This is a genomic window from Mesorhizobium xinjiangense (assembly GCF_009749525.1).
Lineage (GTDB): Bacteria > Pseudomonadota > Alphaproteobacteria > Rhizobiales > Rhizobiaceae > Mangrovimarina > Mangrovimarina xinjiangensis.
The window spans coordinates 129,042-149,812 of record NZ_WOAC01000006.1 but is presented as its reverse complement, the minus strand read 5'-3'; the positions used below and the strand labels follow the sequence as shown (position 1 = coordinate 149,812).

The following is a 20,771-nucleotide window of genomic DNA, read 5'->3' as shown; positions in this document are numbered from 1 at the left end:
ACGCATGGATGCACCCGCAAACCCGGCCGTGGCCGCACTCGATGGCCTGATCGATCGCCTGCACGCGCAGGGGCGCCCACGTGTCTGGTCGCTCGTCATCACCGTGTTCGGCGATGCGATCGTGCCGCGCGGCGGCCGCGTGGCGCTGTCGGTGCTGCAGGAATTGACGACGCGCCTGCGCGTCGAGCCCGGCGCCCTGCGCACCGCCATGTCGCGGCTGGCCGCGGACCATTGGGTGACGCGGGAGAGGGAAGGCCGCAATTCCTACTACCGGCTGGCCGAAGAGGGCCGGCACGCTTTCGATCTGGCGACCCGGCGCATCTATGCCGCCGGTCCGCCGGCCTGGCAGGGCGGGTGGACCGTGACGGTTCCGCCGGCCAATGGCGAAGGACGCAATCCGCAGCGCGACCATTGGCTGCACAACAACGGTTTCGTGCGCGCCGGGGCGGGAAGCTGGGTGCGGCTGGAGACAGCCGAGCCGGATGGCGATCAGGACCTGCCGGACGACCTCCTGGTCATTCGCGGCAATGCGCTGCACATTCCATTCGAGACGGGAAAGCTGTGGGGCCTGCCGGCGCTCGCAGAGGCGTATCGGGATTTCGTGCAGGAACTGGCGCCGCTTGCCGAGGCGTTGGCGAAAGGCGCACGGCTCGATCCGCTCGACGCGATGGCGGCACGTACCTTGCTCAATCATGGCTGGCGCAAGATCGTCTTGCGCGATCCTGGGCTTCCGGCCGCGCTCCTGCCGCATGACTGGCCGGGCGAGGAGGTGCGCGCACTGGTCAGGGAGATTTACGGGCGCCTGGCCGGACCGAGCGAAAGCTGGCTCGACGGTGCCGACCTGCCGCCGCTCATCGAGCCGGAAAAATTCAAGGCGCGTTTCGGCGGGCTGTCTCAGATGAGGTGATCTTGCAGTGGATCTATTGGCGCGGTCCGGCCGGACCGTCGAGACCGAGCGCTGCGATGCCCGCAGAAACGGCCGCATTCCGTAGCGCACGGTCGAGAGTGGCAAGCGGCAGGCGCCGCCGTTCTGCAAGTTCAAGATAGGACGCGTCGTAGGGCGTGAGGCCATAGCGGTCGGCCAGGCCCAACGTTGCCGACCAGGCATGGCGCAATGTTTCAGGGTCGATGGCGATCGGAAGTGCATCGAGCCGTTCGAGGGCTCGGTCACGAAGAGCACGATCGATGCGGTCCCGCCGAACTGCCGTCTGAAGTCCATTTGCAATCTCGAGCTTCCAGATTGCCGGAACGACGGCTCCTTGCTCGGCGACGCGCTCAAGCAGGTCTTCAGTTGCGGTCGTGCGCTCATCGTCGAAAAACCATGCGACGGTGAGTGAGGCATCCAGGACCAGACTCACATCCGACCTTCTTCGATCAGGTCCTTGATCTTGAGCCCGCCCAGGGTCACGCCCTTGCGCATGTCGCGGATATCCGCCACAGCCTTCAGCGCCTTTTCGCGATCGATACAAACCGAAGGTGCCACCAGACGCGCCACAGGCTTGCCGTGCCGGGTGATAATGACTTCCTCTCCCTGCTCGACCAGATCGAGCAGGGACCCCAATGTGTTCTTTGCTTCGAAGGCACCAATTTCACGCATCACAATTTCCAGATCAAGCTAGCTTAAGCTGGAATATATTGACGCCTTTACAGGATTGCAAGCGCGCGCCTGATTGCTGTGACCTTCGAATTCCCTCTTTGCTCACTCCTCCAGATAGGCAAAGGCGCTCGTCGCCGTGACCGCCACTTTGTCTGCATCCTTCGCCTTCATTTCCACCCGCGTGTAAGCCATGCGCCGGCCGTTCTGCAGCACCTCGACGCGGATTTCGACGTCGCCGGGCTTCAAAGGCCGGATGAAATGCGTCGTCAGGTCGACCGTCGTGCACACGCGGAAGCGGCCGTTGAGCGCGGCGAGCGCGACCACCGAGCAGGTGTCGGCAGCGGCCGCCGTCGCCTGGCCGCAAATGACGCCGCCGACATGCACCAGCGCCTTGTTTTCGGGCAGGATGAAATCGCCGCCGGTTGCGTCGAAGGCGACAGGTGTGAGTCCCATCTCGACGATCCAGGGGGCAAAAGCCCTGGCGATTGTTTCCTCGGCCTGCCTCACTCCAAATGCGCTCATTCCACCCTCGCTATTTTATGTTACGAAATATTGAGTTCTTGTCTAATTTTTGTTACACGTTGCGATACGGAAGCATACAGTAAGGCCGCGCCGAGGAGGAGATGCGATGTACAGCCAGGGTCTGATCGGGGCCAAGACCGAGACGGAAGAGGACGAGGCCTTTCTCGCCCGATTTCAGGCGCGCATCGACGCGGAGGAGAAAATCGAACCCAACGATCCGATGCCGGAGGGCTATCGCCGCACGCTGGTTCGCCAGATCGGCCAGCACGCCCATTCCGAGATCGTCGGCATGCTGCCGGAGGGCAACTGGATCACCCGCGCGCCGTCGCTCAAGCGCAAGGCGGCGTTGCTGGCCAAGGTGCAGGACGAGGGCGGCCACGGGCTCTACCTCTACTGTGCCGCCGAGACGCTGGGCGTCAGCCGCGAGGAGATGACCGAGGAGCTTCTGTCCGGCAAGGCGAAATATTCCTCCATCTTCAACTACCCGACGCTCACCTGGGCCGATATCGGCGCCATCGGCTGGCTGGTCGACGGGGCGGCGATCATGAACCAGATCCCGCTTTGCCGCTGCTCCTACGGTCCTTATGCGCGGGCGATGATCCGCGTGTGCAAGGAGGAAAGTTTCCACCAGCGCCAGGGCTACGAGATCATGATGACGCTGGCGGGCGGCACGCCCGAGCAGAAGGAGCTGGCGCAGGACGCTCTGAACCGCTGGTGGTGGCCGTCGCTGATGATGTTCGGGCCGCACGATTCGGCCAGCCAGCATGGCGATCAGTCGATGAAGTGGAAGATCAAGCGCTTCACCAATGACGAGTTGCGCCAGAAGTTTGTCGATGCGACCGTCCCGCAGGGCGAATATCTCGGCCTGACCTTTCCCGACCCCGATTTGAAGTGGAACGAGGACAAGCAGGGCTACGATTTCGGCGCAATCGACTGGGACGAGTTCTGGCGCGTCGTCAAGGGCGGCGGTTCGATGAACCGCGAGCGCATCGCGGTGCGCCGCAAGGCCTGGGAAGACGGTGCCTGGGTGCGCGAGGCGGCCCTGGCGCATGCCGATAAGCGCCGGGCGCGGCGCGAAGCTTCGAAAATGGCGGCGGAGTAGGGTCGATGCATCTCGCCGAACTCAACATCGCCCGTCCGCGCTATCGGCTCGACGATCCGCGCATGGCCGGCTTCACCGACAATCTGGATCGCGTCAATGCAGTCGCCGAACGCAGCCCCGGCTTTGTCTGGCGGCTGATCGGCGAGGGCAATGACGCGACCGACCTGCACCTTGACGACGATCCCGACGCGATCGTCAATCTGTCGGTCTGGGAGAGCGCGGAGGCGCTCGAAAATTTCGTCTGGAACACCGTTCACAAGCAGATCTACCGCCGTCGAAACGACTGGTTTCCGGCTTTCGGCAGGCCCTACTTCGTCATGTGGCACGTACCGATCGGCCATCGACCGACCCTGGCGGAAGCCGGCAGCCGGCTCGATCATCTGAGGCGGCACGGTTCCAGCGACCACGCCTTCGGCTGGGAAGGCCTTCCACACCTGAAGCGCTGGATGGAAGCGCGCTGCGCCTGAGGAGAGTGATCATGGCGACGAACGAGATCCCGCTTTGGGAAGTCTTCATCCGGCCGCGCAACGGCCTGGCCCACAAGCATTGCGGCTCGGTGCACGCGACCGACGAGGAAATGGCCATCCAGGCGGCGCGCGACGTCTATACGCGGCGCGGCGAGGGCACCTCGATCTGGGTCGTGCCGTCGGCGGCGATCACGGCGTCCGATCCCGAGCACAAGGACGAGAATTTCGAGCCGGCCCTGTCGAAGGTCTATCGTCACCCGACCTTCTACAAGATCCCCGACGATGTGGGGCATATGTGATGACGGCGCGGGCAAAGATCGACCAGACGGCGCTGGTCACCATCCTGCTCAGGCTGGCCGACGACCATCTGATCCTCGGCCACCGGCTGTCGGAATGGTGCGGCCATGCACCGATGCTGGAGGAAGACCTCGCCATGCCCAACATGGCGCTCGACCTCATCGGCCAGGCGCGTTCCCTCTACCAATATGCCGCCGAGGCGGAAGGCGAGGGACGCACGGAAGACGATCTCGCCTATCTGAGGCGCGAGCGGGAGTACCTGAACTGCCTGATGGTGGAGCGTGAGAACGGCGATTTCGCCCACACCATGCTGCGCCAGTTCTATTTCGCCGCCTTCATGCAGGCCTTCTGGGATGGTGCGCTCGAATCTGCCGACGAGACCGTTGCGGCGATTGCCGGCAAGGCGGTCAAGGAGGTTGCCTATCACCTTCGCCATGCCGGCGAATGGGTGGTGCGGCTGGGCGACGGCACCGAAGAAAGCCGCCGTCGCATGGAGCAGGCGGTCGACGCGCTGGCGCCCTATGTCGACGAGCTGTTCGAAGCCGACGCCGTGAGCGATGCGGTCGCCGAGGCCGGCATCGCGCCCGATCCGGCGTCGTTGCGCAAATCATTCGAGCGCACGGTCGGCGCGGTCTTCGCCGAGGCGGGGCTCGAGACCCAGGCCGTGCCCTATGGCCAGACCGGCGGACGGCGCGGCCTGCATGGCGAGGCGATGGGCTATCTGCTGACCGAGCTGCAATATATGCAGCGCACCTATCCGGGAGCGGTGTGGTGAGTGTGCGTGCGGAATTTTCCCTCCCCCTCGAGGGGAGGGTGGCGGCACAGCCGACGGGTGGGGTCGCTTCAATGGCCGCGACCTTCCGATCCGACGCGGCGCCTGAGCGGGCCCACCCCACCCCGGCACGTTCCGTGCCGACCCTCCCCTCAAGGGGGAGGGAGGATGCCGCGCATGCCTATGCCGCCGCTGCTTCCGTGCCCGATCCGGAAGTGCCCTGCGTCACTATCGCCGATCTCGGCATCCTGCGCTCGGTCGAGATCGAGAACGGTGTGGCGGTGGCGCGAGTGACGCCGACCTATTCGGGCTGTCCGGCAGTCCTGGCCATCGAGCTTGCCGTCGAGGCTGCCTTGCGCGAGGCGGGTTTTGAGGCGCGGGTGGAGCGCGTCGTCTCGCCGCCCTGGACCACCGACTGGATCACCGAGGAAGGGCGCGAAAGGCTCAGGGCCTACGGTATCGCGCCGCCGGCCAAGGCGTCGAACTCGGTGCGCGCGCTGTTCGGCGAGACGGATGTCGCCTGCCCGAAATGCGGCTCGCACGAAACGAGCCGGGTCGCGGAATTCGGTTCGACGGCCTGCAAGGCGCTCTATCGCTGCGAAAGCTGCAAGGAGCCGTTCGACTATTTCAAGTGCATTTGAGGCCCCGATGGCATTGCGTTTCCATGAACTGAGAGTTGTCGACATCGAGCGCCAGACGCCGGAGGCGGTGGCTATCGCCTTCGACGTGCCGGACGACCTGCGCGAGACCTTCGCCTTCCGGCCGGGCCAGTATCTGACGCTGGCGACGACCATCGACGGCGAGGATATCCGCCGCTCCTATTCCATCTGCTCGGCGCCGGGCGAAGACCGTCTGCGCGTCGGGGTGAAGAAGGTCGCCGATGGTCGTTTCTCGCGCTTCGTCAACGACCTGCTTTCGGTCGGCGACACGATCCGGGTGATGCCGCCGGAGGGCCGCTTCACCTCGCTGATCGGCCCGCGCCACGATTATCTGCTGGTCGCCTCGGGATCGGGCATCACGCCGATGCTGTCGATTGCCAAGACCGTGCTGGGGCACGAGCCGGACTCGACGGTGACGCTGATCTACGGCAACCGGTCGACCGAGACGATCATGTTCCGCGAGGAACTCGACGATCTGAAGGACCGCTATATGCAGCGGTTCTCGCTGATCCACCTCCTGTCGCGCGAAAAGCAGGATGTCGATCTGCTGAACGGCCGCATCGACGGCGAGCGCGTGCGGTTGCTCGCCGAACGCGGGTTGGTCGATCCCAAGGGCTGCGACGGCGTATTCCTGTGCGGGCCGGGCGAAATGATCGACGATGTTTCGACGATGCTGAAGGCCTATGGCGTGGACGGGGACCGCATCCGTTTCGAGCGCTTCACGCCGTCCGGCGAGGCGCCGAAGCCGCGCGCGCCGTCTGTCGCGGCCCGTCAGGCGGTGGAGGCCGGTGCGACGGTCGAGGTTCTGCTCGACGGCGTGCGGCGCAATTTTGCGATGGGCGAAGAGGATGCCACCGTGCTCGACGCCGCACATCGGGCCGGCATCGAACTGCCCTATTCCTGTGCCGGCGGCATGTGCTGCACCTGCCGCTGCCGGGTCGTGGAGGGCGAGAGCGAATTGGCGGTCAACTTCTCGCTCGAACCGTGGGAGATCGAGGCGGGCTTCACGCTTGCCTGCCAGACGCGCCCGACGAGCGACCGGCTGGTGCTGGATTTCGACGCTGCGTGAGGGGATGTTCATTCCTTCGCGAATTCACTCTCCCAATCGCGGCCGTCTCGAAAGATGCGCAGGATCACCACATCGTGGTCGGTGACCCGAAATGCGATCGATATTTTTCGCTCAAAGCCGACCACGTGCAACCCGCCTCGGACGTCTTCGCGGGCAGTTCCTCGTTCGGATGCCAGATCAAGCGCCATGCAGAAGTGCTCAAGCCGCTCAATGTACGCGCTGGCTGTTTTCCAACTCGCAACCGAACTGATCCAGTCATGAATGCCGAGGAGGTCGGATCGCGCGCTCTCGGAAAACCGAACCGACCGCGATCTCATTACTTCGGCCGCCTGGCCTCGTGACGCGCGCGCAATTCGGTAAATACCTCTTCACCGGGAATGGTGCGCATTATCCCGGCCCTGACCTGGTCATACGTCTCCGCAACGTCGGTCCGCAGCCAGTGCTCGATGGCGCGGTCGTGCTTCTGCAACGCCCGGATTCCGGCGCGTACGACTTCGCTGGCAGAGCCGTATTCGCCCGATTCCACCAGTCGATCGATGTAGTCGGCCTGCTCGGCGGGCAGGCTGATCGTGCGACGGTCGATCTTGTTCATGGCCAGGAGCCTCCCTGAGTATGAATCATTCATACCAGATGTATCTGGCCAGGTAAATTTCTACCGCTTCTCCCGGATCTCGCTCAGCGTGCGTGTGGGCGTGATGGCCTCCGGGTCGAGCTTGATCTCGATGATGGCCGGCTTGCCGCTGGCACGCGCTCGCTCGAAGGCGGGCGCGAAGTCGGCCGTCGTCTCCACCGTCTCGCCGTGACCGCCATAGGCGCGGGCCAATGCGGCGAAATCCGGATTGGTGAGATCGGTGGCCACGACCCGGCCGGGATACTCGCGCTCCTGATGCATGCGGATCGTGCCGTAAATGCCGTTGTTGACGACGATCACGACGATTGGCAGTCCGTATTGCACCGCGGTCGCGAATTCCTGTCCGTTCATCAAAAAGCAGCCGTCGCCGGCAAAGGCGATGACGGTGCGCTCGGGAAAAAGCCCCTTGGCGGCCACGGCGGCCGGCGTGCCATAACCCATCGAGCCCGAGGTGGGGGCGGCCTGCGTGGCGTAACGCCTGAAGCGATGGAAGCGGTGTATCCAGGTGGCGTAGTTGCCGGCGCCGTTTGCAAGGATGGCGTCGTCGGGCAGCACCGTTTCCAGATAGGCCATGATCGGTCCCATCTGCACGGCACCGGGGCCGGTTTCCGGTGGGGTCGACCAGTCGAGATAGGCACTGTGCAGGTCCTCGGTCCGTTCGGCCCATGCCGGGGGTGCAGACGGCTTCAGGCCGACTGCGGCCGCCGCGAAGGCCGCGGCGGAGGCGTTGATGGCGAGACTCGGCCGGTAGACGCGCCCGAGCTCTGCTGCGTCGGCATGGACATGCACCAGCGCCTGGTCGGGATAGGGGCTCTTCAATAGCGTGTAGTCGGAGGACGGCATCTCGCCGAAGCGCCCGCCGACCAGGAGCACGACGTCGGCCTCCCTGACCGCCTGGGCGAGTTTCGGGTTGGGCCCGATGCCGATGTCACCTGCATATGACGGGTGAAGATGGTCGAACAGCATCTGGCGGCGGAAGGAACAGGCGACCGGCAGGTTCCAGCTTTCGGCGAATTTCTGGAAGTCGGCGACGGCCTTGTCGCTCCAGCGCGTGCCGCCAAGAATGGCGATGGGACGCTTTGCAGTGGCCAGGAGCCTGTGGAATGCCTCCATCTCGGCCGTGCCCGGCTGTGTCTCGACAGGCACGAAGGGCAGGGCGGCCGGCGCCTGCGCTCGCTCGCTCAGCACGTCCTCGGGAAGCGCCACGACCACCGGGCCCGGGCGGCCGGACGTGGCGACCGTGAAGGCGCGTGTGAGAAGTTCGGGAATGCGCGCCGGGTCGTCGATCTCGACCACCCACTTGGCGACCGAGCCATAGAAGGCCCGGTAGTCGATTTCCTGGAATGCTTCGCGTTCCAGATTGCCGCGGGCAACCTGTCCGACGAACAGGATGAGCGGAATGGAATCCTGGGCGGCGATGTGAATGCCGGCCGAGGCATTGGTGGCGCCGGGACCGCGGGTGACGAAGCAGATGCCCGGCTTGCCGGTCAGGCGGCCATGGCAATCGGCCATCATTGCCGCGCCGCCTTCCTGACGGCATACGATGGGGCTGATCGCGGAATCGGCGAGCGCGTCGAGCACGGCAAGATAGCTTTCGCCGGGAACGCAATAGAGCCGGTCGACGCCGTTGGCCTCGAGCGCTTCGACGATCAGTTGTCCGCCCGTTTTCATGATTCGCGTTTCTCCAGTTCCGCCAGGACTTCTTGCGTGTGTTCGCCCAGACGCGGCGAGGGCCTGTCATAGGCGAGGGGGCTCGCCGACATGACCATGGGCGCACGCACCGAGGGGACCATGTTTCCGTGGCCGTCGTCGAGGTCAATGCGCATTGCGCGCGCAATCGTCTGTGGATCGGCGAACATCTCGCCGATATCGTTGATCGGACTTGCCGGTACGTTCGCCGCTTCGAGCTTCGGCAGCAACACGTCCTTCTTCCAGTCCGCAAGGGCAGAGACGATCGTCTCGCGCAGCCGGGCGCGGTTCGTCACGCGGGCCGGATTTGTGGAAAAGTCCGGGTCGTCGGGCAGGGTGTCGAGCCCGACGACGGTACAGAAATTGCGGAACTGGCCGTCATTGCCGACCGCCAGGATGATGTGGCCGTCGGCCACCGGCAGCACCTCGTAGGGCGCGATGTTCATATGGGCGTTGCCCATCTGCACGGGCGGATTGCCCGACACGAGATAGTTGAGGTTCTGGTTGCCGAGCACCGAAATCTGCGTGTCGAACAGCGCCATGTCGATGTGCTGGCCTTCGCCGGTCGCCTCGGCGTGGCGCAGCGCGGCCTGGATGGCGATGACGGAGTAAAGCCCGGTGAAGATGTCGGAAATCGCCACGCCCGCCTTTTGCGGCTCGCGCCCCGGCTCGCCGGTGATCGACATCATGCCGGACATCCCCTGGATGATGAAGTCATAGCCAGGCCGCGGCGCGTAGGGCCCGGTCTGGCCGAAGCCGGTGATCGAGCAATAGACGAGACGCGGATTGATCTTTTGCAGGCTCTCGTAGTCGAGCCCGTATTTCTTCAGCCCGCCGAGCTTGAAATTCTCGATCAACACGTCGGCCGTGGCGATCAGCCGGCGCACCGTTTCCGCTCCCTCCGCCGTCGAGAAGTCGATGGCGACCGAACGCTTGCCGCGATTCGTCGAATGATAATAGGCGGCCGAGAGGTTCTCCCCGTCCTGGCTCATGAGGAAGGGCGGACCCCATTTGCGGGTATCGTCGCCGCCATTCGGGTTCTCGATCTTGATGACGTCGGCGCCGAGATCGGCCAGCAACTGGCCAGCCCAGGGGCCTGCCAGAATGCGGGCCAACTCGATGACGCGAACGCCTTTGAGGGGTGGTTGAGCCATGATGTCCGGAAGCTGCGGTTGTCGTTGGCAACCTGACTACAATATGTGCCGGACAAACAAAACGATAATTGGCTGTCGCGCCGGCAATTCGGTTGCCACGCCGCTTCATTGTCCGATCAATGTGGCCCGATCGATTGGCGGCCGCCATGCCCAGTTCGCACCGGAGCATTGGTCCTGCCGGGAACCTTTGTCAGCGCCGCGCCGCGACGGCCGCTTTCTGGCCCATGGTCAGGCTGTGCAGCGGGACCGGTCTGCCGAACAGATAGCCCTGGGCCTCGTTGCAGCCCTGGGTGCGCAGCACCTCCAGATGCTCGTCGCTTTCCACGCCTTCGGCGAGCACGGGTATGCGCAGATGCTGCGCCAGCATGATCGTCGATTTGACGATGGCCAGCGATTCGATATTGCTGGCGATGGCGCTGATGAAGGAGCGGTCGATCTTGATCTTGTCGATGGGATAGTGCTGCAGCATGGCGAGCGAGGAATAGCCCGTTCCGAAGTCGTCCATCGCGATCGATACGCCCAGCGCCTTGAGCTGGCGCAGCACATGCAGGGTCTGCTGCTGATCCTCGATGATGCTGCCCTCGGTCAGTTCGATCTCGAGACGCGCCGGGCTCAGCCCGCTTTCGATCAGGGCTTCGTGGACGATCCTGGCCAGGTCGCATTGCGTGAATTGCGCCGAGGCGACGTTGACCGCAACCTTGCAGGACGCCTCCCAGTATGCGGCCTGCCGGCAGGCTGTCCGCAACACCCATTCGCCGATCGGAACGATCAGCCCCGTATCCTCGGCGATCGGGACGAAGTCGTTGGCGGCAAGCAACCCTTGCTCCGGGTGGTTCCAGCGCAAAAGGGCCTCGAAACCGAGCGTCGCGCCGCTCGCGACGTCGATTTGCGGCTGATAGTAGAGCTCCAACTCGTCGCGCTCGACGGCATGCCGCAATTGCATGGCGAGCGCCTTGCGCTTGCGATGCTCGCCATCGAGCGCCTCGTCGAAGAAGCAGACGCTCGCCTGGCGGCTTTTCTTGGCGCGGTACATGGCCTGGTCGGCATTGTGCACGAGATCGTCGGGCGAAGAGCCCTGGCGTGGAAACAGGCTGGCGCCGATGCTTGCCCCGGTGGTGAGTGCGTGGCCGCCGTAGACGACCGGGCGGTCGACGCAGGCCAGGAGGCGATCGGCGAAATCGGTTGCCTGACGCTCGCAGTCCGTCGCCCATTTCAGGGCCACGAATTCGTCGCCGCCCGTGCGGGCGATGAACTCGTTGTCGCGCAGTGTGGAGGTGAAGCGCCCCGCGATTTCCTGCAGCACCGCGTCGCCGGCGGCGTGGCCATGGACGTCGTTGATGTCCTTGAAGCGGTCGAGGTCGATGACGATGACGCAGCCTTGCGGGTTCGGGGCGCCGAGCACGATGTCGAGGCGTGTCGACAGCGCATGGCGGTTCGGCATCCCGGTCAGGGGATCGTGCAGGGCGGCGTGGCGGTACGAGGCCAGGAGATCGCGCTGCGTGCGGGCATCGACGCCGTAAATGGCGATGCCCATCACGGCCAGCGAGACGACGAGAACGATGACGGCCGTCAATTCCTTCGAAAGGGCCGGCCCGCCTGCCTCGGCCATGGGGAGCGGGATATATGTGGCGGCTGCCATGGCGGCGAAATGCGTGCCGCATATGGCAGCGACGAGGACGACGCTGCGCCATCCCCAAAAGTCTCGCTGCTTCGGGTCGAGACCGAAAGCGATCCCGCCAAGGGCCGCGCCAATGGCGACAGAGGCTGCGACCAGGGCCGGATTCCATTCGATGCGGGCAGGAATGTCGACGCCGGCCATGCCGACATAATGGGCGGCTGCGGCGCCCAGGCCGACGATCATGCCGCCGAGGACCCTTGTTGCCAGGCGCTCGCCGGACGCGGCGAGCCAAAGGCCGCCGGTGCTGAAGACGATGCCGGCGGCAAGCGACGCCAGCGTGAGCGCGATATCGTAGCCCACGGTCTCGACGAGATTGAACCCCAGCATGGCGACGAAATGGGTTGTCCAGATGGTCGAGCCGACGGCGAGGCCCGAAAGGAGCAACCAGTTCAGCCGGTGTGAATTGTCCACCTCGCACGCGCGGCGAAAGATATGCACGGCCGTGGCCGCGCCCATCACGCAGACGACCACCGCGACCAGCACGAAGGTCTGGTCGTGTTCATAAGCAATACAAGATACAATGCGCGAAAACATCCGAAGTCCCCCGCCTGGTCGGATCGCACTCGGACGTAACTTGAAGTGAGAATATCAATTTTTTCTAAATAGAGATAAATTGAGGTTCATTCGATAGAGTTGTTCTACTTGTACCTGTATTTGCATACTCTATGGCGGCTCCCGGGCGAGGACGGAACAGGCCCAGGCGACGAAATCGGCCATCGCGGCCTCGCGGCCGATCTCGTTGAGCGTTTCGTGGCGGGTAGCGGGACGGATCGTCGAGACGACGTTGGAAAATCCCATCGCGCGCAGGCGATCGGCCAGGACCGTGACGGCCTTGCCGCCTTCGGTCGCCGGATCGTCGGCGCCGCCCAGGAGATGAAAGGGCAGGTCCCTGGGCACATCGGCAAAATTGCGATCGTCGGCTCCCGCGACAGCGAGGCCGAATATGTCGCGCCACATGGAGACGGACGCGTCCCAGCCGCACAGCGGATCGTCCCTGTAGGCGGCGACTTCCGCCGCGTCCTGCGACAGCCAGTCGAAATCCGTGCCGGCGTTCGAAATCTGCTTCGCCCATGTGCGGAAGGTGAGGCGCGGCAGGATGCGCGAGGGCACGTCGGCGCCGAGGCGGAAACGCTCCCAGGCGAGGAAGGCCAGCGCCGCACGGGCAGTGAAGCCGGCGCTGAAATTGGCGTTCCATATGGCCGCCCCGCGCACATGCGAGGGGTGTTTCAGCACATGGTTGAGCGCGACCATGCCGCCCATGGAATGGCCGAAGACGATGACCGGCAGGCCCGGATGCTCGAGGGCGATCAGGTCGTGGATGGCATCGACGTCGGCGAGCAGCTTGCCGGTTCCGTCTTGCGTGGAAAACATGCCCGGCGGAGCGTCGGGCGCCTTCGTTCGTCCGTGGCCGCGATGGTCGTGGGCATAGACGTGAAAGCCGTGCGCGGCGAGGAAATCGGCGAAGCGGGCATAGCGGCCGGCATGTTCGGCCAGACCATGATTGATCTGCACGACGCCGCGCGCATCGGTCTCCGCTCGCCTGGTGTAGAGGCGCAGGGTCGCGCCCGTGGGGCTTTCATGGCCGGTGCTGCTCGTATAGCCCATGCCGCTTGCCTCGCCCGATTGCTCCGTCATTGGCCGAAACCGTTTGCCGTCAGGCGCCACATCGCCTAAATACGCCGCAACGCAATTTTCCCCGATTTCGTCAAGACGGAGTTTCCGCGCGCCATGGCACGCCAGTTCATCTATCACATGTCGGGCCTTACCAAGTCCTACGGACAGAAGAAGGTCCTGGCAAACATCCACCTGTCTTTCTACCCGGACGCCAAGATCGGCATTCTCGGTCCCAACGGCGCGGGCAAGTCGACGGTACTCAGGATCATGGCCGGGCTCGACAAGGAGTTCACCGGCGAGGCGTGGCTGGCCGATGGCGCGACCTGCGGCTACCTGTCCCAGGAGCCCGAGCTCGATGCCTCCAAGGACGTCATGGGCAACGTCATGGAGGGCGTGGCCGGCAAGCAGGCGATCCTCGACCGCTACAACGAACTGATGATGGATTATTCCGACGAGACGGCGGACGAGGCGGCCAAGCTGCAGGACCAGATCGACAGCCAGAACCTGTGGGATCTGGAGAGCCAGGTCGAGATGGCCATGGAGGCGCTGCGCTGCCCGCCGGGCGACGCCGACGTTTCCTCCCTCTCGGGCGGCGAGAAGCGCCGCGTGGCGCTCTGCCGGCTGCTTTTGCAGCAGCCCGACCTGCTTCTGCTCGACGAGCCGACCAACCATCTCGACGCCGAGACGACCGCCTGGCTGGAAAAGCATCTGCGCCAATATCCCGGTGCCGTTCTCATCATCACCCACGACCGCTACTTCCTCGACAATGTGACGGGCTGGATCCTCGAGCTCGACCGCGGCCGCGGCATTCCCTACGAGGGCAACTACACGGCCTATCTGGAGGCCAAGGCCAAACGCATGGCGCAGGAGGGCCGCGAAGAGGCGGCGCGCCAGAAGGCGCTGGAGCGCGAGCGCGAATGGATGGCCGCCAGCCCGAAGGCCCGGCAGGCCAAGTCCAAGGCCCGTATCCGGGCCTATGACGAGCTGGTCAAGGCAGCCAACGACCGCCGGCCCGGCGACGCGCAGATCATCATCCCGGCCGGCGAGCGCCTCGGCCAGGTGGTGATCGAGGCCGACGGCCTGACCAAGGGGTTTGGCGACCGACTCCTGATCGACGATCTCGAATTCAAGCTGCCGCCCGGCGGCATCGTCGGCGTGATCGGTCCGAACGGCGCGGGCAAGTCGACGCTGTTCAAGATGATCACCGGCCAGGAAACGCCCGATGCCGGCGAAATCCGCGTCGGCGAGACGGTGCATCTCGGCTATGTCGACCAGAGCCGCGACCATCTCAACTCCGACAAGACGGTGTGGGAAGAGATTTCGGGCGGCAACGACCTCATCAAGCTCGGCAAGCATGAAGTGAATTCAAGGGCCTATTGCTCGTCCTTCAACTTCAAGGGCGGCGACCAGCAGCAGAAGGTGGGCACGCTGTCGGGCGGCCAGCGCAACCGCGTGCACCTGGCCAAGATGCTGAAGGCCGGTGGCAACGTTATCCTTCTCGACGAGCCGACCAACGATCTCGACACCGAGACGCTGGCAGCACTTGAGGACGCGCTGGAAAACTTTGCCGGCTGCGCCGTCATCATCAGCCACGACCGCATGTTCCTCGACCGGCTGGCCACCCATATCCTGGCCTTCGAGGGCGACAGCCATGTCGAATGGTTCGAGGGCAATTTCGAGGAATACGAGGCCGACAAGATCAGGCGGCTGGGGCCCGACAGCGTCAATCCGCACCGAATGACGTATAAAAGGCTGACGCGGTAGGAACCGAGTTGGTGTCGGTGGCGGATCCGCCACCGATGATGCCGCGACCCACGGCGGACGCGGCTTTGCGCCTGCCGGTTACTCCATCCGACAACAAAACGGGAAGAAAGGTTCCGAGAGCCCCGGCGCGCCGGTCGGGGTGAAGGTGAAGTCGTGGACATTGTCGCCCTCGTCGGAGCAGCCGGCGGGCGTATAGGCGATCGAACCCGTGACCGGGTGGCTCGTCTCGAAGGTCCATGGATTTTCCGATGAAAAGGTGACGCTTCCCGGCGTCGTCTGGATACCGCTGCCGGAAAAGGCGTCGATGAAATTCGACGTCATCTGCGGCCCGTCGCAGACGAGTTCCACCGCCCAGTTGGGCTCGAAGCCGGAACAGATCATCTTTTGCCCAAGCGGAACCAGATTGTTGCAGGAAAAGTCGGCGGCGCCGGCCTGGGTTGCCGCGGCTGCAAGGGCCGCGATCGCGAGAGGCGTGGAAGCGCGGCGGGTGCGCATGGCGAAACCCTCCAATTGTCCGCTCCCCGCTTGCGCCCGAGAATAGACCCGGCTGCGCGGGCGGTAAAGCCTGTGCCTGGCGATGCCGCGCAGGGCAGGAGCCGCGGCGCTCGCATTTTCCTGTGCGCTGCAGCACGGCGTGATTGCCAATTCGCGCCAATGTGCGAGGATCGTCACCGGATCGGCTCGTTGCTTCGCGGATTTGATTCAGCGGTCCGGTTCCAAGTTTCTACACAATTCCGGACGGAGAACCGGGGACCACTTCTCCTGGAATTGCTCTAATGGCGGTGGACATGGGTCGCATGTGTCGGGTAGGCAGTCCCCGCCCGTGCGGCGAAGGAGAGCCCGAAACCTATGAAGCGCGTCGTCATCAGCGGGATGGGCGTCACCATCCCGGAAGCCTCGATCAGCAACGAGGAACTCGTCGAAAGCTTCAATCTCTGGGTCTGCCGGGAAAACCTGCGCCGGCGTGAGCAAGGGCTGGAGCCGCTGGCGAAATCGAGCGCCGATTTCATCGTCCACGCATCGGGCATCCGCCGCCGCCATGTCCACACGCCCGACGGCATCCTCGACCCGGACCGCATGGCGCCGCGCATTGCGCTGCGCGATGACGACGAACTTTCCGTGATGGCCGAGTTCGGCGCCTCGGCGGCGCGCCGGGCGCTCGACGACGCGAAGGTCGATGCACGCGATGTCGATCTGGTCATCTGCGCCGCCTCGCATCTGCAGCGCATGTATCCCTCGATCGGCATCGAGATCCAGCAGGAGATCGGGGCCGGCGGCGCGGCCTTCGATCTGAGCCTGGGATGCTCATCGGCTGCCGGCGGCCTGCACGCGGCATTCAACCTGGTGCGTTCCGGCGCTCATCGCCGGGCGCTCGTCGTGACGCCGGAACTGATCACGCCGCACCTGAATTTCCGCGACCGGCAGACCCATTTCATCTTCGGCGATGCGGCGACGGCCATCCTGATCGAGGCGGTCGAGGATGGGGCCGAGCCGGTCGGACATTTCGAACTGGTCGACACGCGCAACTGGACGCAGTTTTCCAACAATATCCGCTCCAACTTCAGCTATCTCAACCGGGCGGCGGAAGACGACGTAAGCCGCGTGCCGAGCGAGGGAAACCTGATCAAGCAGCAGGGCAACAGGGTGTTCAAGGACGTCACGGTGGCCAGCCACCGCTTCATCGTCGATTTCCTGGCCGAACATGGCCATACGCCGCGCACGGTGCGCCGGTTCTGGCTGCACCAGGCCAACGGCAAGATGAACGCGCTGATCCTGAAGATGGCATTCGGCGAGGTGGTCGACCACGACCGCGCGCCGATGGTGCTGGACGAACTCGGCAATACCGCCGCCGCCGGGGCGGTGGTAGCGCTGCAGCAGAATTTCAAGGACATGGAGCCGGGCGACTACGGCCTCCTGTGCACCTATGGGGCCGGCTATTCGATCGGCGGGGCGCTGCTTCGGCGGTTGTGAGCAGGGCCGTCCATCAATCGGCCTGACCGTTCGATCAGGACATTTGACTGGAAATCGGGGAGGAATGACGGCAATCGTCTGGCATCACAAGCAAGGAGCGATCCATGGAACTGCCGTTGACGCGACTTGATCGCGACCCCGAGATCCTGCCGGCCAGGAAACTCGCCGCCACGGTCGCCGGCGTCTATGTCGCCCCGTTCGACCATTTCGAAACGCGGGCGACGGACGGGCTGGACCTGACTTTCGAAGGCATTGCCGGCGATTACCATGCCGGCATCACGCGGAATTCGGGCGGGCGCGAGCCGTGGTATCCGCGCGGCACGGAAATGCGCAACGAGCGGCAATTGTCCATCGTGGCGCCCGACGAACTGGCCGAGATCGCCCAGAGCATGGAGATCGCGGACATCGGGCCCGAATGGATAGGCGCCAATCTGCTTCTCGACGGCGTGCCGCGGCTGTCCTTGCTGCCGGCCGGCACGCTGATGTTCTTCAAGGGTGGCGTGACGCTGAAGATCGACGCGCAGAACGGGCCGTGCAGGATCGCCGGGCGCTCGGTGGCCGAACATGCCGGGATGGCCGACCTTGATGCGGGCGCGCTGCTTTTCCCGAAGGCGGCCAAGCGGCTGCGCGGGCTCGTCGCCTGGGTCGAAAAGCCCGGCCGCATCGAAATGGGCGAAGACGTCTCGGTGCGAATTCCGGAGCAATGGCTCTATCGGCCGTAGCGCTCCAGCGCGCATTCGCTTCAAGCAGAAACGTTTGACGCGAATGCGCGCCAGATCAATATGTTGGAGCATGTACCTTTCGCTCAAACGATTCCATTTGAGCGGGACATGCTCTGGCGGCGGAGATGGTACGGCATGATGGCCGGCGTCGCGGGCTCACACGTCGGAGTCGATATCCGGATCGAGCAAGCGCGTGGCGCGCCAGCGCGTCAGGGTCTCGTTGATCTCGTCGATGACGAAGAAACGCGCCGAATCGCGATCATAGCCTTCCTCGAGCAGCGTCTCATAGCTCGAATGGGCATGGCGGACATAGGCAACGGCGGCCAGCCAGACTGCGAGCGAGGCCGGCAAAGCCTTCATGTGCGGCGCCAGCGCCTGCTGGCGGACCGCCTCGATGTCGGCATAGGGCGCCATCGGCAAAAGAAGCGTCAGCGCCTTGGCGACGGCCCGCCGGCGACCGGTTCTCGCCGTCATTGCCCCTCCTGCCGCTCGCCCGTCGCGGCGTCCGCGAACGCGTCGATCGACGGAAAATAAGGCTTGAGGTCGACGACGGGTGTGCCGTCGAGCACGTCGATGGCATCGATCTCGACACGGCCGGATGTCTCGTCGATGCCGACAAGGCGCACCACATGCAGGCCGATCGGATTGGGGCGCACCGGCGAGCGCAGGCCAAAGACCCCGCGCGGCTCGGATGCGTGACGCGGCGTCTGGACGATCAGGTTGCGCGCCGCCCGGTCGAACCAGGTCAGCACGATGGCGTGGCTGAAGCGCGACAGGCCGGCAAGGCCCGGGCGATAGGGGGCGGCGATCTCGATGAAGGCGCCGCGCCGTGCCTCGCGCGCGGCCGCCATGTTTTTCGGGCAGTCCTCGCGGCTCGTCCATGGAGAGACGACCCGGCCGATGAAGGCGAGCCGGGCGTCGGCAGCAAATGCGCCGGGATCCTCATCCAGTTCGATCTCGCCCTCACGTCTCATGTGCCGATCCTCCAGATGTTGCGCGCTGCTAGGCTTGCGCCACTTTCTTGCCCGCCAGCGACGGCGGAGTCTTGATCCTGCCTCTCGTATGATATAAACATATCTTTATATGGTTGTTGGAGGTGGAGATGCTGTCTCGCCCGCTGATCGGACTTGAACAGATGGTTGATACATTGAAGGCGGCGGCCGAATCCAGCCGCATGCGCATATTGTATCTCCTGTCGTGCGGCGATCTCACCGTCAGCGACCTGACCGAGGTGCTCAACCAGTCGCAGCCGCGCGTCTCGCGCCATCTCAAGCTGCTGCTGGACGAAGGGCTGATCGGGCGGTACCAGGAGGGGTCCTGGGCCTTCTTCCGGCTGTCGGATGCCGAGGCAACACGGGAATTCGTGCAGAATCTCCTGTCGCGTGTGGACCCGTCACAGGCCCCGGTCGACCGCGACCTGGAACGCCTGGCGCTGGTCAAGCGCAAGCGCCAGGAGCGGGCGGCCGACTATTTCAGGGCCAATGCCGAGAGCTGGGATCGTATCCGTTCGCTGCACGTGCCCGACGCGGCGGTCGAGCAAGCCATACTGGACCTGATCGGCGAGCGTCCGTTCCAGACGATGCTCGACCTCGGCACGGGCACGGGGCGCATGCTGGAGATTCTCTCGCCGCGCTTTCAGCGCGGCATCGGCGTCGACATGTCGCGCGAGATGTTGATCGTTGCGCGGGCCAATCTCGACAAGGCGGGCATCGCCAACGCGCAGGTGCGCCAGGGCGACATCTACGCGCCGCCCGTCGAGCGCGACAGCATCGATCTGGTGGCGATCCATCAGGTTCTTCACTATCTCGAGGAGCCGGGCCTGGCGATCGCCGAGGCGGCGCGGCTGTTGCGGCCGTCCGGACGTCTGCTGATCGTCGATTTCGCCCCGCACGAGCTGGAGTTCCTGCGCGAGCAGCACGCCCATGTGCGGCTCGGTTTCGCCGATGGTCAGATGGAGGAATGGCTGGAGGAAGCCGAGCTCGACATGGAAGAGACACTCGACTTCAAACCCCAGGAATCAGGCGAAGGACGCCTGACAGTCAAGCTCTGGCTGGCGCGCGACAGGCGCCTGCTGGTGGCTGACGAATTCAGTGAAAGACAAACGGAGAGCGCATGATGAACCAGTTCCGATTTTCCCGCAGACCGGACATCGGCGACCGGATCAGCGTCTCCTTCGAGTTCTTTCCACCGAAGACCGACAAGATGGAAGCGCGGTTGTGGGAGACGACCAAGCGGCTTGAGCCGCTGCAGCCGTCCTTCGTCTCGGTGACCTATGGTGCCGGCGGGTCGACGCGCGAACGCACTGCGCGGACGGTGGAGCGCATACTCAAGGAGACCGACCTCGTGCCGGCGGCGCATCTGACCTGTGTCGATGCCTCGCGCGACGAGGTCGACGAGGTGATCGGCGAGTTCGTCGCCATGGGCGTGCGCCGGTTCGTGGCGCTGCGCGGCGATCCGGCGGATGGCGTCGGCGCGGCCTACCAGCCGCACCCGCAGGGCTATGCCAACGGCGCCGAGCTTGCCGGCGCGCTGAGCCGTCAGGGCGTTCCCGACATTTCCGTGTCGGCCTATCCCGAAAAACACCCCGAAAGCCCCGATTTCGCAACCGACATCGACATGCTCAAGCGCAAGGTCGACAACGGCGCGACGCGGGCGATCACGCAGTTCTTCTTCGACAATGACGACTATGAGCGCTACGTCGAGCGCGCCCGGCGCGCCGGCATCTATATGCCCATCGTTCCCGGCATCCTGCCGGTGCACAATTTCACGCAGGTGGCGAATTTCGCCGGCCGCTGCGGGGCGCATGTGCCCGACTGGCTGGCCGAGCGCTTCGACGGCCTGGACAACGATCCGCAGACCCATGAGTTGGTCGCCGCGGCGGTGGCTGCCGAGCAGGTGCTCGATCTGGTCGAGCGCGGCGTGACGGATTTCCACTTCTACACGATGAACCGCGCCAGCCTGGTCTTCGCCATCTGCCACATGATCGGCATTCGCGCCGAGACGGAGGAGGCCGATGCCGAAACGCCGGCGGCGGCGTGATCCCAACATAAAGGAATGGCCGGG

At 64.6% G+C, this 20,771-nt stretch carries 24 protein-coding genes; 12 read left to right on the top strand and 12 right to left on the bottom strand.

Features of this window, described 5'->3' with window-relative positions:
• Positions 1-4: 4 nt before the first annotated feature.
• Positions 5-907 carry a PaaX family transcriptional regulator gene (locus GM909_RS08975; protein WP_157015971.1) on the top strand — a complete coding sequence of 301 codons (903 nt, stop codon included), beginning with the start codon at positions 5-7 and terminating at the stop codon, positions 905-907.
• A 13-nt stretch (positions 908-920) separates the two neighbouring features.
• On the opposite strand, the gene GM909_RS08970 is transcribed toward GM909_RS08975, so the two are convergent.
• From GM909_RS08970 to GM909_RS08960, 3 genes are all read right to left on the bottom strand, one after another.
• On the bottom strand, positions 921-1,358 hold the full coding sequence (locus GM909_RS08970) for a type II toxin-antitoxin system VapC family toxin (RefSeq protein WP_157015969.1): 438 nt from the start codon (positions 1,356-1,358) through the stop codon (positions 921-923).
• Positions 1,355-1,597 carry a type II toxin-antitoxin system Phd/YefM family antitoxin gene (locus tag GM909_RS08965; protein ID WP_157015967.1) on the bottom strand — a complete coding sequence of 81 codons (243 nt, stop codon included), beginning with the start codon at positions 1,595-1,597 and terminating at the stop codon, positions 1,355-1,357. The genes GM909_RS08970 and GM909_RS08965 overlap by 4 nt, the downstream gene beginning before the upstream one ends.
• 102 nt (positions 1,598-1,699) lie before the next feature.
• Entirely contained in the window at positions 1,700-2,119 is a 420-nt protein-coding gene (locus GM909_RS08960; RefSeq protein ID WP_157015965.1) for a PaaI family thioesterase, read from the bottom strand.
• Positions 2,120-2,225: 106 nt separating this feature from the next.
• Between GM909_RS08960 and paaA the strand changes: the two genes are divergently transcribed.
• From paaA to paaE, 6 genes are all read left to right on the top strand, one after another.
• On the top strand, positions 2,226-3,221 hold the full coding sequence (gene paaA, locus GM909_RS08955) for a 1,2-phenylacetyl-CoA epoxidase subunit PaaA (RefSeq protein ID WP_157015963.1): 996 nt from the start codon (positions 2,226-2,228) through the stop codon (positions 3,219-3,221).
• A gap of 5 nt (positions 3,222-3,226) precedes the next feature.
• The gene (locus tag GM909_RS08950; RefSeq protein WP_157015961.1) at positions 3,227-3,688 is read left to right on the top strand and encodes a DUF3291 domain-containing protein; all 462 of its coding nucleotides are present in this window, start codon (positions 3,227-3,229) and stop codon (positions 3,686-3,688) included.
• Positions 3,689-3,699: 11 nt separating this feature from the next.
• Positions 3,700-3,987, top strand: a complete 288-nt coding sequence (paaB, locus tag GM909_RS08945) for a 1,2-phenylacetyl-CoA epoxidase subunit PaaB (protein WP_157015959.1) — start codon at positions 3,700-3,702, stop codon at positions 3,985-3,987.
• A complete protein-coding gene (gene paaC / locus GM909_RS08940; protein ID WP_157015957.1) occupies positions 3,987-4,760 on the top strand; it encodes a 1,2-phenylacetyl-CoA epoxidase subunit PaaC in 774 nt (257 codons plus the stop codon). Before paaB ends, paaC begins: the two co-directional genes overlap by 1 nt.
• A 134-nt stretch (positions 4,761-4,894) precedes the next feature.
• Positions 4,895-5,398: a 1,2-phenylacetyl-CoA epoxidase subunit PaaD gene (paaD, locus tag GM909_RS08935; RefSeq protein WP_235911777.1), complete on the top strand. Its 504-nt coding sequence runs from the start codon at positions 4,895-4,897 to the stop codon at positions 5,396-5,398.
• Between the two features lie 7 nt (positions 5,399-5,405).
• Positions 5,406-6,485, top strand: a complete 1,080-nt coding sequence (gene paaE, locus GM909_RS08930; RefSeq protein ID WP_157015955.1) for a 1,2-phenylacetyl-CoA epoxidase subunit PaaE — start codon at positions 5,406-5,408, stop codon at positions 6,483-6,485.
• A gap of 8 nt (positions 6,486-6,493) precedes the next feature.
• Here paaE and GM909_RS08925 read toward each other — a convergent pair whose 3' ends face one another.
• The 6 genes from GM909_RS08925 to GM909_RS08900 all read right to left on the bottom strand — a co-directional run bounded on the left by GM909_RS08925 (position 6,494) and on the right by GM909_RS08900 (position 13,242).
• Positions 6,494-6,802, bottom strand: coding sequence for a type II toxin-antitoxin system RelE/ParE family toxin (locus tag GM909_RS08925; RefSeq protein ID WP_157015954.1), 309 nt, complete (start codon positions 6,800-6,802; stop codon positions 6,494-6,496).
• Positions 6,802-7,077, bottom strand: a complete 276-nt coding sequence (locus GM909_RS08920; RefSeq protein WP_157015952.1) for a type II toxin-antitoxin system ParD family antitoxin — start codon at positions 7,075-7,077, stop codon at positions 6,802-6,804. Before GM909_RS08920 ends, GM909_RS08925 begins: the two co-directional genes overlap by 1 nt.
• Positions 7,078-7,137: 60 nt before the next feature.
• On the bottom strand, positions 7,138-8,787 hold the full coding sequence (locus tag GM909_RS08915) for a thiamine pyrophosphate-binding protein (RefSeq protein ID WP_157015950.1): 1,650 nt from the start codon (positions 8,785-8,787) through the stop codon (positions 7,138-7,140).
• Positions 8,784-9,959: a CaiB/BaiF CoA transferase family protein gene (locus GM909_RS08910; protein ID WP_157015948.1), complete on the bottom strand. Its 1,176-nt coding sequence runs from the start codon at positions 9,957-9,959 to the stop codon at positions 8,784-8,786. Before GM909_RS08910 ends, GM909_RS08915 begins: the two co-directional genes overlap by 4 nt.
• A 190-nt stretch (positions 9,960-10,149) precedes the next feature.
• On the bottom strand, positions 10,150-12,171 hold the full coding sequence (locus tag GM909_RS08905) for a putative bifunctional diguanylate cyclase/phosphodiesterase (RefSeq protein WP_157015942.1): 2,022 nt from the start codon (positions 12,169-12,171) through the stop codon (positions 10,150-10,152).
• Between the two features lie 129 nt (positions 12,172-12,300).
• Positions 12,301-13,242, bottom strand: a complete 942-nt coding sequence (locus tag GM909_RS08900) for an alpha/beta fold hydrolase (RefSeq protein ID WP_157016106.1) — start codon at positions 13,240-13,242, stop codon at positions 12,301-12,303.
• Positions 13,243-13,365: 123 nt separating this feature from the next.
• Between GM909_RS08900 and ettA the strand changes: the two genes are divergently transcribed.
• Positions 13,366-15,015 (top strand): energy-dependent translational throttle protein EttA, encoded by a 1,650-nt coding sequence (ettA, locus tag GM909_RS08895; RefSeq protein ID WP_157015940.1) that lies wholly within the window; start codon positions 13,366-13,368, stop codon positions 15,013-15,015.
• Between the two features lie 78 nt (positions 15,016-15,093).
• Here ettA and GM909_RS25990 read toward each other — a convergent pair whose 3' ends face one another.
• Positions 15,094-15,687 carry a hypothetical protein gene (locus tag GM909_RS25990; RefSeq protein WP_235911767.1) on the bottom strand — a complete coding sequence of 198 codons (594 nt, stop codon included), beginning with the start codon at positions 15,685-15,687 and terminating at the stop codon, positions 15,094-15,096.
• A gap of 177 nt (positions 15,688-15,864) precedes the next feature.
• Between GM909_RS25990 and GM909_RS08885 the strand changes: the two genes are divergently transcribed.
• Both GM909_RS08885 and GM909_RS08880 read left to right on the top strand, forming a co-directional pair.
• Positions 15,865-16,986, top strand: coding sequence for a beta-ketoacyl-ACP synthase III (locus tag GM909_RS08885; protein ID WP_157015938.1), 1,122 nt, complete (start codon positions 15,865-15,867; stop codon positions 16,984-16,986).
• Between the two features lie 104 nt (positions 16,987-17,090).
• The gene (locus tag GM909_RS08880; RefSeq protein WP_157015935.1) at positions 17,091-17,708 is read left to right on the top strand and encodes an MOSC domain-containing protein; all 618 of its coding nucleotides are present in this window, start codon (positions 17,091-17,093) and stop codon (positions 17,706-17,708) included.
• A 156-nt stretch (positions 17,709-17,864) separates the two neighbouring features.
• Here the strand turns inward: GM909_RS08880 and GM909_RS08875 are convergent, their stop codons facing one another.
• On the bottom strand, positions 17,865-18,182 hold the full coding sequence (locus GM909_RS08875; protein ID WP_157015933.1) for a DUF2293 domain-containing protein: 318 nt from the start codon (positions 18,180-18,182) through the stop codon (positions 17,865-17,867).
• Positions 18,179-18,682, bottom strand: coding sequence for a tRNA (N6-threonylcarbamoyladenosine(37)-N6)-methyltransferase TrmO (gene tsaA / locus GM909_RS08870; protein ID WP_157015932.1), 504 nt, complete (start codon positions 18,680-18,682; stop codon positions 18,179-18,181). Before tsaA ends, GM909_RS08875 begins: the two co-directional genes overlap by 4 nt.
• Before the next feature lie 128 nt (positions 18,683-18,810).
• Here tsaA and GM909_RS08865 point away from each other — a divergent pair, with 128 nt between their 5' ends.
• Positions 18,811-19,824, top strand: a complete 1,014-nt coding sequence (locus GM909_RS08865) for an ArsR/SmtB family transcription factor (RefSeq protein ID WP_157015930.1) — start codon at positions 18,811-18,813, stop codon at positions 19,822-19,824.
• A complete protein-coding gene (gene metF, locus GM909_RS08860) occupies positions 19,824-20,747 on the top strand; it encodes a methylenetetrahydrofolate reductase [NAD(P)H] (protein ID WP_157016102.1) in 924 nt (307 codons plus the stop codon). Before GM909_RS08865 ends, metF begins: the two co-directional genes overlap by 1 nt.
• Positions 20,748-20,771 lie beyond the last annotated feature (24 nt).